This is a genomic window from Hymenobacter persicinus, from assembly GCF_004167665.1.
In the GTDB taxonomy this organism is placed as follows: Bacteria; Bacteroidota; Bacteroidia; order Cytophagales; family Hymenobacteraceae; genus Hymenobacter; species Hymenobacter persicinus.
The window spans coordinates 1-14417 of sequence record NZ_SEWE01000010.1 but is presented as its reverse complement, the minus strand read 5'-3'; the positions used below and the strand labels follow the sequence as shown (position 1 = coordinate 14417).

Below are 14417 nucleotides of genomic sequence, written 5' to 3'. Positions count from 1 at the left end.
TTTCCCCTTTCCTTTCCCCCCTGCCTGTTTCTACTGCATGAAGAACGTTACACTTTGCGCGGCGCTGCTCGGCGCCGCAACGGGAGTGCACGCCCAGTCCGTCATCACGCTTTCGGCCGCCCGCGCCGCCGGCCCCGGCACCACCGTCACGGTGCGCGGCACGGTCAGCAACGGCCCCGAGCTGGGGGCCATCCGCTACATTCAGGATCGGGAGGCCGGCTTGGCGGCCTTTTCCAACTCGGCCGTGGGCTTCGCGGCCCTGGCCCCCGGCGACAGTGTGGAGCTGCGCGGCACGCTCAAAAACTATAATGGCCTGCTGGAAATGGACCCCGTCACGTCGGTGCGCAAGCTGGCCTCGGGTCGCCGCCTGGTGCCGGTGGAAGTTATGGCTTCCGAGCTGACCAAGGTGTACGCCGAGGCCTACGAGGGCCGGTTGGTGAAAATCAAGTCTAATACCGGCGTGACTACCCCCAGCGGCGTGGGCATCATGACCTTCAACGGCAACAGCAACTACCTGCTCAACGGGCAGAAGGGCGCCACGCTGCGCACCAACAACGCCTCGGCCGGCGAAACCGGCATCGTGGGCAAGCCCGCGCCCAACAGCGAGTTTGACCTGACCGGCATCATCGGCCAGTTTGCGCCCTCCGGCACCGGCGGCTACCAGCTTCTGCCCCGCCTCTACAACGACATCATGCTCGGCGGCGGCCTGCCCAACATGCTGGGCGAGCCCATCCCGACCGAAATGAGCCGCAACGGCTTCACCGTGAACTTTAGCACCCAGAATGCCGGCGACACCAAGGTGGAGTACGGCCGGAGCGCCGAGCTGGGCACGGTGGTGATGAACGCCACGCCCACCACCCGCCACAGCATTGCGCTGAAGGATTTGCAGCCCGGCACGGTGTACTACGTGAAGGTCTCGTCCACGAATGCCGTGGGCACTTCCACCGCGGCGCCCGTGCCCATGATTACGGACACCAAAAAGCGCAGCACCAGCCGCGCCACCCGCTCTACCGATTCGGACGGCGACGACTAGGCCCGCGGGCTTCACCCGCCGTTCACGTATGCCCCGGAATTTTACGCTATTCCCACCGCGGATTCGAGCCGGTTTTTCGCCTGAAAATCAGCATATTTGCACCCTTAATTCCCACCACCTTCCTGTATTGACCTTTTTACGGCTTTCATGAAAAAATTTACTCTCTTAACCCTGCTCTCCCTGGGCGTGAGTCTGCCGGCCTCTCTGGCCCAGACGTCCATCTCGATTGGGGCGGCCCGGGCCCAGGCCCCGGCCTTTAACTCGACCACCGGCCCTACGGTCACCATCCGTGGGGTGGCCACCAACGGCGCCGAGTTGGGCGCCATTCGCTACATTCAGGACGCCACCGGCGGCGTGGGCGTGTACGGCGCGGCCGGCAACGCCTTTTTGCCCCTGCTCAACTCCATCGTGCCCGGCGACTCCATTCTGGTAACGGGCCAGATTGTGGACTTCCGCGGCCTGCTGGAAATCAACCCCATTACCAACCTGCAGATTGTGGCCGGCAACCGGCCCGTGCAGCCCATTGTGTTTGCCGCCGGCAACCTCACCCCCGCCTTCGCCGAGCAGTACGAAGGCCGCCTGGTGCGCCTGAACGGACTGACCTCGATTAACACCTCCACCGGCGCGCCCGTTACGGCGTTCCAGTCGGTTTCGGCCGGTTACCGCATCAACAACAACGCCGCCACGCCCCTGTACGTGAATGCGGCCAGCACCGGCCCCGGTGGCCTGGTGGGCAAACCCGCCCCGACCGGCCTCTACGACGCCGTCGGCATCATGAGCCAGTTTACTAACGTGGCGCCCGGCACCACCGGCTACCAGTTTCTGCCCCGCGTCTACGCCGACTTTTTGCAGGGCAACACGCCCAACCTGCTGACTACGCCCCGTCCCATCAACATCAACTCGAGCGGCTTCACGGTGAACTTCCTCACCCAGAACGCCGGCGACACGAAGGTGGAGTACTCGACCACGCCGAACGGCACGTTTACGGCCGTCACCAACGCCACCAGCGTCACCAACCACAGCCTGGCCATCACCGGCCTGCAGCCCGCCACGGTTTACTACATCAAGGCCAGCTCCACCAACTCGGTAGGGTTGTCGGAGTCGCGCGTGATTCCGATGGTCACTGGCTCGCTCTCCACGGGCAAGATGCGCTCCTACTTCAACAACCCGGTGAATACGGCCCTGGCCCTGCCCGGCAACAACGCCACCTACTTGGCTAATGGCGCCATTGCCGACACCGTGGCCCGCTACATCAACAAGGCCGCCCAGACCCTAGACATTGCCATCTACAACTGGAACAGCCCCGTGATTTTGGCCGCCGTGAATGCTGCCTACGCCCGCGGCGTGCAGGTGCGCGTGATTTTCGAGAATGACAACGCCAACGCCAGCATCCAGAACCTGAACTCGGCCATTCCGCGCATCGGGCGCAACACGACCCAGAACATCATGCACAACAAGTTTGTGATTATTGATGCCAACAGCACCAACCCGAACGTGCCCTGGGTGTGGACCGGCTCCACGAACTGGACTGCGGCCCAGCTCAGCACCGACCGCAACAACGCCATTGCCGTGCAGGACCAGTCGCTGGCCCGGGTCTACACCATCGAGATGAACGAAATGTGGGGCGGCGGCACCACGGCCACGGCCGTGTTCGGTTCGCTGAAAACCGACAACACCCCGCACTACCTCAACATCGGTGGCAAAACCGTGGAGTCGTGGTTCTCGCCCACCGACAACGTGAACGGGCGCCTGATCGAAGCCATCCAGACGGCCGACAACGACCTGCACATTGCCACCATGCTCATCACCCAGAGCGACATTGGCCGCGCCATCCGCGACCAAGTGAATGCCAAGGGTATTGCCAACTGCTCGGAAGTATTGGTCAACGACACCTCCAGCGCGGCGGAAGGCCCGATTTTCCGGACCATCAAAACGGCCCTGGGCAACCGCATCATCAAGTTCAAGGGCATGGGCATTATGCACCACAAGTACGCCATCATCGACGCCGGCGCTTCGGCTTCCGATCCGCAGGTGTTCGTGGGTTCGCACAACTGGAGCCTCTCGGCTAACACCGAAAACGACGAAAACACCCTGATTGTCCACGACGCCAAAATTGTAAACACCTATTACCAGGAGTTTGCCAAGCGGATTCAGGACGAGCAGGCTTTCGGCAGCACCGTGACGGTGTGTAACTTGGTGCTGAGCAACAAGAAAGCCACCGTGCAGCAGAGCAGCATCCAGGTGTACCCGAACCCCACGGCCGGCAAGTTCCAGCTGCGCCTGGAGTCGAACAAGGCCCGTACGGCTACCATCACCCTGCGTGATGCCACCGGTCGGGTGGTGCTGACCCAGACCCAGCCTCTGAACGGCCAGGACGTAACCGTGGATGCCTCGCAACTGCGCGCCGGCCTGTACCTGGTGCAGATTGTAACGCCCGAAACCACCCAGGTTAGCCGCGTAGTAGTCGAGTAGCTCTTTGCTTATTGAACCTAAAAAAGGCGGCTCCCGAATTGGGAGCCGCCTTTTTTTATGCAGGCTATTCGCGTTTAACCCAGCGCGTTCAGCTGAAAGTGCTGCTCCAGATCCTGCCGCAGCAGCTTGGTTGAGGCCTGCTGGATTATCCGCAACGAGCCGGTGGCGAGGGCCACGAAACTCACGCTCAGCCCGACGTGCAGCCAGTGGCCTTCCTGCAGGCAGGAAAAGCCGGCGTACGCGCCCCCGACCAGGATTCCGTAGAACAGCGTGGAGAGCAGGGACGCCGGGTAAATAGTGAGGTTGACCCGCGCGTCCCCGGCGGCGAGCGGCAGCTCGAGCGTGGCCCGCTGCTTGCCGGCGTAGCGCAGGGCCCGCGGCACTTCCCGTGGCGTGGCCTCCAATACCGTCGCCGAAAGCCAGCTGGCCACGTAAGCGCCCGGCTGCTGGGGGCCACCCTGCCGGGCCACGAACTCGTCGGCCACCGCCCGCAGCGCCGGGACCGACAAACGGCTGCGGTACGTAAAGCGCTGGGGCTGGCTGACGAACATGGGCGGCTTACTTCAGCACGGCAATGGTGACCCCGTCGCCACCCCGGTCGGCGTGCTCGTCGGCCACGCTGGCAATGGCACGCACGGAGCGCAGGTAGTCGCGCACGACTTGGCGGAGCACGCCGTTGCCGCGGCCGTGGAGCACGCGCAGCTCGGGCACCCCGAACATCACGGCGTCATCGACGAAGGCCATGATTTTGTGCAGGGCATCTTCGGCCCGCTCCCCGCGCAAATCGAGGTTGGGGCTGAAGTTGCTCATCCGGCCGGTCATGTCGATGCCGGCGCCCGATACGGCGTAGCTCAGGCGCTCCGACTTCTTCTCCCGCTCCCGGATTTCGGCCCGGCCCAATTTTTCGAGCTGCGACACCTTGACGATGGTCTTCATACCGCCGAAGCTGACCTCCGCCGTCTTGCCCTTCACGCTCATAATTTCGCCGTGCCCGTCCTGGCCGATGAGGGCCACTTTGTCGCCGGCCTTGAGCGTGCCGGGCTCGGCCAGCTCGCGCGTGGCCTTGGGCTTGGGCGGCTCAAGCTGGAGCTTTTCGCGCACGAACGTGTCGAGCTTCTGGCGGGCGTCCTTGGTTTTCTCCTTATCGGCCTGGCCGACGCGGATTTCCTGGATGGTGGCCTCAATCTGCTGGTTGGTGTCCTTGAGCAGGAGCTTGGCCTTGGCCTTGGCGTCGCGGAGCACGTCGAGGGTGGTTTCGTCGAGGTGCTTTTTCAGGTCCTGGTACTCCTGGGCGGCTTTTTTCATGCGTCGCTCGGCCTTGGCGGCTTCGGCGGTGCGCAACTCGAGGTCAGCCTTTTCCTTTTCCAGCCCTTCCAGCAACCGGTCGTAACGGATTTTGTCCTTGCCCACGAGTTGGGTAGCCCGCTCCACAATCTGCTTGGGCAGACCGATTTTGCGGGCAATTTCGATGGCAAACGACGAGCCCGGCTTGCCGATTTCCAGCCGGTAGAGCGGCTGCAGGCGCTCCGGGTCGTAGCGCATGGCCCCGTTGACGATGCCCGCATTGCGCTCGGCAAAGTTCTTCAGGTTGGTGTAGTGGGTGGTGATGACGCCGAAGGAGCGGGCCCGGTTGAGCTGGTCGAGCACGGCCTCGGCAATGGCCCCGCCCAGGGCGGGCTCGGTGCCGGTGCCGAATTCGTCGATGAGCACCAGGCTGCGCTTGCCGGCCAGGGTCACGAACTGCTTCATGCTCAGCAGGTGGGACGAATAGGTGCTCAGGTCGTTTTCCAGGCTCTGTTCGTCGCCGATGTCGAGGAAAATGTCGTCGAACATGCCGGCCTCGGAGCCGTCGGCAGCCGGAATCAACAGGCCGCACTGGAGCATGTACTGCACCAGCCCCACGGTCTTCATGCTCACCGACTTACCGCCGGCATTTGGCCCCGAAATCAGCAGAATGCGCTGGTCGGGGTTGAGCTCAATGTCCAGGGGCACGACTTCGCGCGGGTTTTCCTTATGCTCCTTGAAAGTCAGGTAGAGCAGCGGGTGGCGCACGGTTTTCCACCGAATCAGCGGCTTGGCATCCAGCGTGGGCAGGGTCGCTTCGAGGCGGTGGGCCAGCAAGGCCTTGGCGCGCACGAAGTCGAGCAGGCCCAGGTACTGGTAGGCCTTGCGCAGGTCCGGAATGTGGGGGCGCAGCTGGTCGGTAAGGGCCGTCAGGATGCGGATCAGCTCGCGCTGGTAGGCATTCTCCAGGTCCTTGATGTCGTTGTTGAGCTCGAATACGGCCTCCGGCTCGATAAACACCGTCTGCCCCGAGGCCGACTCGTCGTGGATCAGGCCCTTCACCCGGCGCTTGTGCTCGGCAATGACGGGCAGCACCAGGCGGCCGCCGCGGATGGTGGGCTCGGCATCACCGGGAATCCAGCCCTCCGACTTGGCGTGGCGCAGGATGCCGGCAATCTGCTTGCGCAGCATGCCCTGGCGGCCGATGAGCTCCTGCTTGAGCTGGGACAAGAGCGGGGACGCGTTGTCGCGCACCTGCCCCTCGTCGTCGACCACCTTGTCCAGGTTCGCCAGCAGGTTGCGGTCAACCTGTACGCCGATGCCCAGCAGGCGCAGGGTCGGATACAGGCTTTCCTCGGCCTGGGTGAAGAAAGTCAGGGCCTGGCGGATGGTGCGCAGGCTCATCTTGACGGCAAAAAACGCGGGCACGTCGAGGTAGGCGCCGGGCAAGGCGGCGCGCACCAGGTGGGGGTGCACGTCGTGGTAATGCTGGCTGGGGAAGTCGGCGCCGCTGTTGAGCAGCAGGCGGAATTCGTCGGTTTGCAGCAGCAGCTTCAGCAGCTGGTCGTGCTTGGTCTGGAAGGTCATCTTGGCCACAAACTGGCGGCCCAGGGCACTCAGACACAGGCCTTCCAGCATCTCGCGCAACTGCGCGAAGCCAATCTTTTGCTCGAAATTCTGAGGAAGAATCAAATCAGGAACTGGGTAGTGGGTTGTAATCGCAAAGGACGGTAAAAGTAAACATTCGCGGCGGGGCGAAAGATTCGCCGGGGTTACTAATTGGGTAAGATATTCGTCTACCCAGGCTTCTGGTTGCGCGCTTCAGCTCCGTTCAGCCACGCCACCCAATAAACGACATAGCCAAAGGCGGCACACCCGATGGTGCGCAGCGTGAAGAGCGCACCGTCACCGGCCAGCCAGAGCAGAACCATGGCCGCGGGCAGAATTACCAGTCCGGCCGTCGAAACCGGCTCTTCAAAAAACGTTTTCTCCCGCCGAACAGCACGTCCACTTCCATTCAGGACGGCGGCGGCCCCCTGCGCAAGCTGCGCCTCAAAATCCCGGCCCAGCGCGGCCAGATCATCCGCGGGGCAAAAGCGGCTGTTGTTACGCATCACCACTTTCTGGCCGGAGTGCAGCTGCAAGCGAAACAGCTTTATTCTGCCATCATACTTATAGAAATACGAGGCAATCTGGTCCAGCGGAATCTGCTGCTCCGTTGCGGTGCCTTCCGACCTAATCGTCAGCCAACCGGGGGTCAGCTCTACGGCCAACTCGCGCACAGCAAACTTTCTAACAGCCAGGTAGCCCGATACCAGCCAGCCGCAGAAGAAAATCAGGAATCCCGTTTCATTAAGAAAGTGCTGCCGCAGCTGAACGAAAGCAACGAATAGAGTAACCCACACAACCACAATAAGTAGCGCAACATCCAAACGCAGCGACCGGACAGTATAGGTTTGCATAGGCTCGTATGTTAAACAACGCTACCGCTTCTCCTCCACCCCCAGCCCAACCAGCGCGAAGTCATACTTCACCGGGTCTGCGGGGTCAAACCGCCGCAGGTTCTCGGTGAGCTCCTCGGCGGCGCGCCAGTCCACGACGGGGCGGGTGAGCAGGCCCAGCTGCCGGGCCTGGCGCTCCACGTGCACGTCGATGGGGCAGATCAGCTCGGCCATGGGCAGGCGGCGCCAGAGGCCGAAGTCCACGCCCCGGTCGTCGTGGCGGACCAGCCAGCGCAGGTACATGTTTACGCGCTTGCAGGCCGAGCCCCGGGCGGGCGTGGCCACGTGCTTACGGGTGCGCTGGGGCGCGTCGGGCAGGCTGAAGAACAGCGTGTGGAAGTTTTCCAGCCGCTCCCGCTGGGTAGCGCCGTGCAGAAAGGCGTCTTCCAGCGTCTCGTGCCCGGTGTAGTAGTCGCGCAGCCAGTGCACGAAGTAGAGCAGGTCGGTGTCGCAGAAGGTGCGGTGGCAGAAGCCGAGCAGCTTTTTCAGGTCCTCGTCCTGGTGCTGGGTCACGAACTGGTGGGGCGCGTCGTCCATGCGGCGCAGCAGCTCCGTGACCTTGCTGATGATGGTCGGGCGGCGCCCCCAGGCCAGCAGGGCCGCAAACAGGGCGCTGATTTCAACGTCCGCCCGCTGAGAAAAGCGGTGGGGACTCTGGATGGGGTCGTCGGCAATAAAGGCGGGCCGGTTGTAGTGGGCGTAGCGCTCTTCGAGCAGGCGCCGGGTCTGGGCGTGATTCACTGCCAGCACCAACCGCTACGGCACGTACGAAGTTTCGACGCGGAAGCGGGAGTCCGGGGTAGCCAGCTTCTGTACGGCCCGGCGCGAGATGCGCACAAGCACGTTGCTGTTTTCGCCGGTGTCGGGCAGCTGCCCAATCACGCGCACGTACACCGACTGCCCGTTCATGATGTTGCGCACCTGCATGATGGTGCCCACGGGAGCCGTCTTGTGCAGGGCCAGGTACTTGTCGGTGCCCCCGCCCTCAATCACGGCGGCCAGGCCGCTTTCGGTGACTTTGCGCACAATCTCACTGGCGCGCTCGGGGGCATCCTCCTTGGCGGGCGTCACCGGGGCGGCTGGGGCCGTAGCGGACTCTTTCTCCTTGTCCGAATCGTCGGTGCGCTCGGGGCGGTTGTTGGGGGCCGGTACGGCGGCGGGCTTGGGCGCAGCGGCTACAGCAGCGTCCGCGGAACCACCGGCGGGCACGATAATCAGGGTCTGCCCGATGCGGACGCCGGCGTTGGCGGCCATATTGTTCTGCCGGGCAATGTCGGCGGGCGTCATATCGAAGCGGCGGGCCACGGCAAACAGCGTTTCCCCCTTGGCCACCTTATATACTTTGTTGCCCCGGGCGTCGGTGCTCAGGCCTTTGGCGGCGGCATTCGGCACGGCAGCCGTGGCGGACTTAGCGGCCGGGTTCGAGAGCACAACGCGGGTGCGGGGCACGAGCACAATCTGGCCCGCGCCCAGGGCACCTTCCAGCTTGGGGTTGGCTTCCACAATCTGGTCGACGGGCACCTTGTAGCGGCGGGCAATGCCGTAGAGCGTCTCGCCGGGCGCGACGCGGTGCTTGATCAGGACTTTATTGTTGCGGTATTCCACGCCGATGGAATCGGGCAGGGCAATGGGCCGCGGGGTGGCGGAAGCGGCAAAACCAGAGAGGGCAAAAGCGGCAAACAGCAACGAAAAACGGGTCATACGGACGGTTTGCAAGAGAAAAAGCAGCGGCTTGCCCAATGCAGGCAACAGCCGCGGCCGGCAGACGATATGCTGCCGAAAGATAATTAAATAATCCTTGGCTACGGGGCCACGGGGGCCATTTTGCCACAATTGCTGCCCGACAATCGGGCGGCTCAGGCCGGGCCAAGCTCGCCTAGCCAATTTGGCGCCACTTTGCGCGGGGCAGCCGAAATCCTCCTACTTTCGGCCTCGTACCGTTTGTTCCACCTTTTCGCCCGCTTCCATGCTCCACGCCATCGGCATCATTCCGGCCCGCTACGCTTCCACCCGCCTGCCCGGCAAGCCTTTGGTAGATCTGGGTGGCAAGTCCATGATTCAGCGCGTGGTGGAGCAAGCCCGACAAGCCAAGCTGAGCCGGGTGGTGGTGGCCACCGACGACGAGCGGATCCGGGAGCACGTGGAACGCTTCGGCGGCGAGGTGCTGCTCACCCACCCCGACCATCCCAGCGGCACCGACCGGGTGTTCGATGCCTACCGGCAGCTCGGCGTCGTGGCCGACTGCATTATCAACATTCAGGGCGACGAGCCCTTCATTCACCCGGCCCAGATCAATGCGCTGGTGGACTTGTTCGAGGCTGAACCCCGGCCCCAGCTGGCCACGCTGGTCAAGCCCGTAGTTAGTGCCGAGGAACTCTTCAGCCCCCATCTGCCCAAAGTAGTGCTCGACGCCCAGGGCCACGCGCTGTACTTCAGCCGCCACCCCCTGCCCTTCCAGCGTCAGCGCGAGCCGGCCGAGTGGCTAAGCCACCACCGCTACCTGCGCCACATCGGCCTCTACGCTTACCGCCCCGACGTGCTGGCCGAAATTACCCTGCTGCCGCCCTCCGCGCTGGAGCAGGCCGAAAGCCTGGAGCAGCTGCGCTGGCTGGAAAACGGCTACCGCATCCTGACGGCCGAAACCACGCTCGAAACCATCGGCATCGATACGCCGGAGGACGTGGAGCGGGCGTTGCAGCATCTAAAGGCTACTACCTAACCCTTATCCGCCGGCTTTTTTGGCTTTGTACTTCTGCTCGAGCAGCACGGCCAGGACTTTGTCGCGGAAGTCACCCTGAATCAGGATTTCGCCGTCCTTGGCGTTGCCGCCCACGCCGCACTTGGTTTTGAGCAGCTTGCCCAGGGCCTGCAGGTCAGCATCCTGGCCCACGAAGCCGGTGATAAGCGTGACCTGCTTGCCCCCGCGCGACTTTTTATCGAGCTGCACCCGCAGGTTCTGCTGCTGGGGCGGCAGCGTGGTGGCTTCCTCTTCATTGGCATGCTGGTACTCGAAGTCGGAGCTGGTCGAATACACAATGCCTTCGCGGCTGCGGCGGTTGTTCATGGGGTGAAATGGTGAACTTGTGAGATGGTGAGTTTACGTGCTGGCGGCGCGGCCGGCGCAAGTTGCGCCAATCCAACATCAAACTCACTATTTCAGAACTTCACCATCTCACAAGTTCACCATCACACCGCTACTTCCAGGGCCAGCGGCGTCAGGGCCACCTCAAATTCCCGGGCCTCGCCCCCGTAGTCGCCGTCGATGTGAAAGCCCAGCGGGGTAGCGGCCCGCACCCGGATATGGGAACTAGTATGAAACACGGCGGCCCCCGACGTGGGCAGGTTGCCCAGCGCCAGCCCCAGCCCCACCCGCACGGCCCGCACCACGGGCAGTGAGTCAATCAGGCACAGATCCAGCAGACCGTCCCGGATATCGGCCAGGGGGGCAATGTAGGCGTTGTTGCCGTACTGGGCCGCGTTGGCGAAGGCCAGCACGTAGCAATCCGTCTGCAGGGTCTGCCCATTCAACGCCACCGTGATGGGCGTGGGGCGGTAGTGGCGGTACTCGCGCAATGCCACTTTCACGTAGGTGCTCAGCCCCCGGGTGCCGGCCTGGGCAAAACACTTGCTCACGTGAGCATCGAAGCCCAGCCCGGCGGTGCAAAAGAAAGCGCGCCCGTTGATATGGCCCACGTCGATACGCTGAAAGTCTGGGGCGCACACGCGCTGCACGGCGGCGGGCAGCGTGAGCGGAATCCGCAGGTGGCGGGCCAAGCCGTTGCCGGAGCCCCGCGGCACCACGCCCAGGGCCGTAGCCGTACCCAACAGTCCCCGCCCTACCTCATTCACGGTGCCATCGCCGCCCACGGCCACTACGGTCCGAAACCCTTCGGCCGCCGCCTGCCGGGCCAGTTCCTCGGCGTGGCCGGCGTACTGGGTCAGCCGGATTTCGTGGTCCACGGCCGCCGTGTCGACGTGCCGGGTGATGAGGGCGGGCACGTCCTGCCGGCGGTTGGTGCCCGACATGGGGTTGATCAGAAAACAGATGCGGGGCTTGGCGGGCATAGTCGGCAACAACGCGGCAGTAGCGGAAAGGTTGGAACTTGGGGAGCTGAAAAACAGAGAAGCCCACCCGAACCGGGCAGGCTTCTCATGTATTCACGTACGGCAAAGCTTACTTGCTCATGGCCTCACCCAGCTTCTGGATCAGGTCAGCGGTGCGGGTGCTGTAGCCGGTTTCGTTGTCGTACCAGCCAATGACTTTGGCGAGCGTACCGCTGGCGGCCGTCAGCTCCGAGTCGAAGATGCAGCTGTGCTTGTTACCCACGATGTCGATGCTCACAATCGGGTCGGTGGTGTACTCGATGATGCCTTTCATGGCGCCTTCCGAAGCCGATTTCAGGGCCTCGTTGATCTGCTCCTTAGTAGCTTCCTTTTTCAGCACCACGGTCAGGTCAGTCATCGAGCCATCCGGCACGGGCACGCGCATGGCCAAACCATCGAGTTTACCCTTCAGCGTGGGCAGTACCAGACCAACGGCCTTGGCGGCACCGGTGCTGGTCGGGATGATGCTGTAGGCGGCGGCGCGGGCGCGGCGCAGGTCTTTGTGCGGGGCATCCTGCAGGTTCTGGTCCGAAGTGTAGGCGTGCACCGTGGTGATGTAGCCCTTCTCGATACCGAACACCTCGTCGAGCACCTTGGCCATCGGGGCCAAGCAGTTGGTGGTGCAGCTAGCGTTGGAGATAATGGTCTCGTCGCCGGTCAGGATGTCCTCGTTGACGCCCAGTACCACGGTTGGAATGTTGCCGGTGGCGGGAGCCGAAATAACCACTTTCTTGGCTCCAGCGGTGATGTGCTGGCCAGCGCCGGCCTCGTCCACGAAGCGGCCCGTCGACTCGAGCACGACGTCAACGCCCATTTTGCCCCAGGGCAGCAGCTTGGGGTCGCGCTCAGCCAGAGCGGCAATACGCACGCCGTTTACCGTCAGGCTTTCCTCGTCGTAGGAAACCGTGCCGTCGAAGCGGCCGTGCACGGAGTCATACTTGAGCAGGTGAGCCAGCGTCTTGTTGTCCGTGAGGTCATTGATAGCAACTACTTCCACGTTGTCGCGGCCGAGCAGTGACTTGAACGTCAGACGGCCAATGCGGCCGAAGCCGTTGATGGCGACTTTTATTTTAGCCATAATGGGAAAATGGGGGTTAGCGGTGCACGAATGTACCGGGTGGAAACGCGGAGCGAAGGTACCGGGTCCGGTTAACTTCGCCAAATCGATCCTAATCTTACCAAATAACCATTGCTTGCAAGGGCAGCGGCCCCTCCCGGCTGCAGCTGGCAGTCCGGGTTTAGGGCACCCGTCGCGGCCGCTGTAGAAAACTGGGGCCGAAGCGTAAAAATTTATTCCTGAAAGTCAGCCCATTTGCTTTCGGCGGCACTTTTTTTCCGGGCCAGGTATTGCGCCGAGACGTCGGCTTGCTACCTTTGCATCATCAAAACGCCACCGGTTTATTATCTGGTCCGTTCGTCTAGGGGTTAGGACAGTAGATTTTCATTCTACCAACAGGGGTTCGATTCCCCTACGGACTACTACCCCCGCGTTTTGCGACTCAACAAAGCCCGCTTCCTCCCCGGAAGCGGGCTTTTTGTTTGTATTTTATTAGCGTCCCTTTTGCCGATGACGAATGAGTTCATAAAACTCACGCAGTACGCGTTTTCTGAATAGCATTTGTTAGGACAGCCATAAAACTCCTTTGCCTTCTAGGCTAATTTTTTGGCAATAGCTGCGTGAGCCGAGCTTGCTTCACGGAAGTCTTAGAGCAGCTTCACAAAAATTTACGCAGAAGTTTGCCGCAGGTATTGCGTTGCACCGCAACGTTATTACCTTTGCAGCACCAAAACGCCACCGGTTTATTATCTGGTCCGTTCGTCTAGGGGTTAGGACAGTAGATTTTCATTCTACCAACAGGGGTTCGATTCCCCTACGGACTACTACCCCCGCGTTTTGCGACTCAACAAAGCCCGCTTCCTCCCCGGAAGCGGGCTTTTTGTTTGTATTTTATTAGCGTCCCTTTTGCCGATGACGAATGAGTTCATAAAACTCACGCAGTACGCGTTTTCTGAATAGCATTTGTTAGGACAGCCATAAAACTCCTTTGCCTTCTAGGCTAATTTTTTGGCAATAGCTGCGTGAGCCGAGCTTGCTTCACGGAAGTCTTAGAGCAGCTTCACAAAAATTTACGCAGAAGTTTGCCGCAGGTATTGCGTTGCACCGCAACGTTATTACCTTTGCAGCACCAAAACGCCACCGGTTTATTATCTGGTCCGTTCGTCTAGGGGTTAGGACAGTAGATTTTCATTCTACCAACAGGGGTTCGATTCCCCTACGGACTACTACCCCCGCGTTTTGCGACTCAACAAAGCCCGCTTCCTCCCCGGAAGCGGGCTTTTTGTTTGTATTTTATTAGCGTCCCTTTTGCCGATGACGAATGAGTTCATAAAACTCACGCAGTACGCGTTTTCTGAATAGCATTTGTTAGGACAGCCATAAAACTCCTTTGCCTTCTAGGCTAATTTTTTGGCAATAGCTGCGTGAGCCGAGCTTGCTTCACGGAAGTCTTAGAGCAGCTTCACAAAAATTTACGCAGAAGTTTGCCGCAGGTATTGCGTTGCACCGCAACGTTATTACCTTTGCAGCACCAAAACGCCACCGGTTTATTATCTGGTCCGTTCGTCTAGGGGTTAGGACAGTAGATTTTCATTCTACCAACAGGGGTTCGATTCCCCTACGGACTACTACCCCCGCGTTTTGCGACTCAACAAAGCCCGCTTCCTCCCCGGAAGCGGGCTTTTTGTTTGTATTTTATTAGCGTCCCTTTTGCCGATGACGAATGAGTTCATAAAACTCACGCAGTACGCGTTTTCTGAATAGCATTTGTTAGGACAGCCATAAAACTCCTTTGCCTTCTAGGCTAATTTTTTGGCAATAGCTGCGTGAGCCGAGCTTGCTTCACGGAAGTCTTAGAGCAGCTTCACAAAAATTTACGCAGAAGTTTGCCGCAGGTATTGCGTTGCACCGCAACGTTATTACCTTTGCAGCACCAAAACGCCACCGGTTTATTATCTGGTCCGTT

11 protein-coding genes and 4 tRNA genes are annotated in these 14417 nt (G+C 61.3%); 7 read left to right on the top strand and 8 right to left on the bottom strand.

Translation table 11 applies throughout. The annotated features are described in order from the left end of the window. Nucleotides 1-37 precede the first annotated feature (37 nt). Nucleotides 38-1033: a hypothetical protein gene (locus EWM57_RS06540; RefSeq protein ID WP_129920335.1), complete on the top strand. Its 996-nt coding sequence runs from the start codon at nucleotides 38-40 to the stop codon at nucleotides 1031-1033. A 147-nt stretch (nucleotides 1034-1180) separates the two neighbouring features. Next, nucleotides 1181-3505: a phospholipase D-like domain-containing protein gene (locus EWM57_RS06535; RefSeq protein WP_129920334.1), complete on the top strand. Its 2325-nt coding sequence runs from the start codon at nucleotides 1181-1183 to the stop codon at nucleotides 3503-3505. 74 nt (nucleotides 3506-3579) lie between these two features. Here EWM57_RS06535 and EWM57_RS06530 read toward each other — a convergent pair whose 3' ends face one another. The 5 genes from EWM57_RS06530 to EWM57_RS06510 form a co-directional block, all read right to left on the bottom strand. Next, nucleotides 3580-4056, bottom strand: a complete 477-nt coding sequence (locus tag EWM57_RS06530) for a hypothetical protein (protein ID WP_129920333.1) — start codon at nucleotides 4054-4056, stop codon at nucleotides 3580-3582. A gap of 7 nt (nucleotides 4057-4063) precedes the next feature. Then, a complete protein-coding gene (locus EWM57_RS06525) occupies nucleotides 4064-6481 on the bottom strand; it encodes an endonuclease MutS2 (protein WP_129920332.1) in 2418 nt (805 codons plus the stop codon). A gap of 104 nt (nucleotides 6482-6585) precedes the next feature. After that, on the bottom strand, nucleotides 6586-7251 hold the full coding sequence (locus EWM57_RS06520; RefSeq protein WP_129920331.1) for a hypothetical protein: 666 nt from the start codon (nucleotides 7249-7251) through the stop codon (nucleotides 6586-6588). 21 nt (nucleotides 7252-7272) lie between these two features. Then, nucleotides 7273-8031, bottom strand: coding sequence for a TIGR02757 family protein (locus EWM57_RS06515; protein ID WP_129920330.1), 759 nt, complete (start codon nucleotides 8029-8031; stop codon nucleotides 7273-7275). Between the two features lie 15 nt (nucleotides 8032-8046). Beyond that, the gene (locus EWM57_RS06510) at nucleotides 8047-8991 is read right to left on the bottom strand and encodes a LysM peptidoglycan-binding domain-containing protein (RefSeq protein WP_129920329.1); all 945 of its coding nucleotides are present in this window, start codon (nucleotides 8989-8991) and stop codon (nucleotides 8047-8049) included. A gap of 265 nt (nucleotides 8992-9256) precedes the next feature. On the opposite strand from EWM57_RS06510, the gene kdsB reads away from it, so the two are divergent. Then, nucleotides 9257-10009 (top strand): 3-deoxy-manno-octulosonate cytidylyltransferase, encoded by a 753-nt coding sequence (kdsB, locus tag EWM57_RS06505; protein WP_129920328.1) that lies wholly within the window; start codon nucleotides 9257-9259, stop codon nucleotides 10007-10009. 3 nt (nucleotides 10010-10012) lie between these two features. Here the strand turns inward: kdsB and EWM57_RS06500 are convergent, their stop codons facing one another. The 3 genes from EWM57_RS06500 to gap all read right to left on the bottom strand — a co-directional run bounded on the left by EWM57_RS06500 (nucleotide 10013) and on the right by gap (nucleotide 12472). Further along, the gene (locus EWM57_RS06500) at nucleotides 10013-10354 is read right to left on the bottom strand and encodes a translation initiation factor (RefSeq protein WP_129920327.1); all 342 of its coding nucleotides are present in this window, start codon (nucleotides 10352-10354) and stop codon (nucleotides 10013-10015) included. Nucleotides 10355-10476: 122 nt separating this feature from the next. Then, the gene (locus EWM57_RS06495) at nucleotides 10477-11355 is read right to left on the bottom strand and encodes a diacylglycerol/lipid kinase family protein (protein ID WP_129920326.1); all 879 of its coding nucleotides are present in this window, start codon (nucleotides 11353-11355) and stop codon (nucleotides 10477-10479) included. 109 nt (nucleotides 11356-11464) lie between these two features. Next, nucleotides 11465-12472 carry a type I glyceraldehyde-3-phosphate dehydrogenase gene (gap, locus tag EWM57_RS06490; protein WP_129920325.1) on the bottom strand — a complete coding sequence of 336 codons (1008 nt, stop codon included), beginning with the start codon at nucleotides 12470-12472 and terminating at the stop codon, nucleotides 11465-11467. 329 nt (nucleotides 12473-12801) lie between these two features. Here gap and EWM57_RS06485 point away from each other — a divergent pair. The 4 genes from EWM57_RS06485 (at nucleotide 12802) to EWM57_RS06470 (ending at nucleotide 14079) form a co-directional block, all read left to right on the top strand. After that, nucleotides 12802-12873, top strand: a tRNA-Glu gene (locus EWM57_RS06485). Nucleotides 12874-13203: 330 nt separating this feature from the next. Then, nucleotides 13204-13275: transfer RNA gene (locus EWM57_RS06480), tRNA-Glu, on the top strand. Nucleotides 13276-13605: 330 nt separating this feature from the next. Continuing rightward, nucleotides 13606-13677, top strand: a tRNA-Glu gene (locus EWM57_RS06475). A gap of 330 nt (nucleotides 13678-14007) precedes the next feature. After that, nucleotides 14008-14079, top strand: a tRNA-Glu gene (locus EWM57_RS06470). The last annotated feature ends 338 nt before the right edge of the window (nucleotides 14080-14417 follow it).

Excerpts from the sequence above, each read along its gene's own strand:
- EWM57_RS06540 (WP_129920335.1), top strand. The coding sequence starts at position 38 with ATGAAGAACGTTACACTTTGCGCGGCGCTGCTCGGCGCCGCAACGGGA.
- kdsB (WP_129920328.1), top strand. The coding sequence starts at position 9,257 with ATGCTCCACGCCATCGGCATCATTCCGGCCCGCTACGCTTCCACCCGC.
- EWM57_RS06495 (WP_129920326.1), bottom strand. The coding sequence starts at position 11,355 with ATGCCCGCCAAGCCCCGCATCTGTTTTCTGATCAACCCCATGTCGGGC.
- EWM57_RS06535 (WP_129920334.1), top strand. The coding sequence starts at position 1,181 with ATGAAAAAATTTACTCTCTTAACCCTGCTCTCCCTGGGCGTGAGTCTG.
- EWM57_RS06520 (WP_129920331.1), bottom strand. The coding sequence starts at position 7,251 with ATGCAAACCTATACTGTCCGGTCGCTGCGTTTGGATGTTGCGCTACTT.
- gap (WP_129920325.1), bottom strand. The coding sequence starts at position 12,472 with ATGGCTAAAATAAAAGTCGCCATCAACGGCTTCGGCCGCATTGGCCGT.
- EWM57_RS06510 (WP_129920329.1), bottom strand. The coding sequence starts at position 8,991 with ATGACCCGTTTTTCGTTGCTGTTTGCCGCTTTTGCCCTCTCTGGTTTT.
- EWM57_RS06530 (WP_129920333.1), bottom strand. The coding sequence starts at position 4,056 with ATGTTCGTCAGCCAGCCCCAGCGCTTTACGTACCGCAGCCGTTTGTCG.
- EWM57_RS06500 (WP_129920327.1), bottom strand. The coding sequence starts at position 10,354 with ATGAACAACCGCCGCAGCCGCGAAGGCATTGTGTATTCGACCAGCTCC.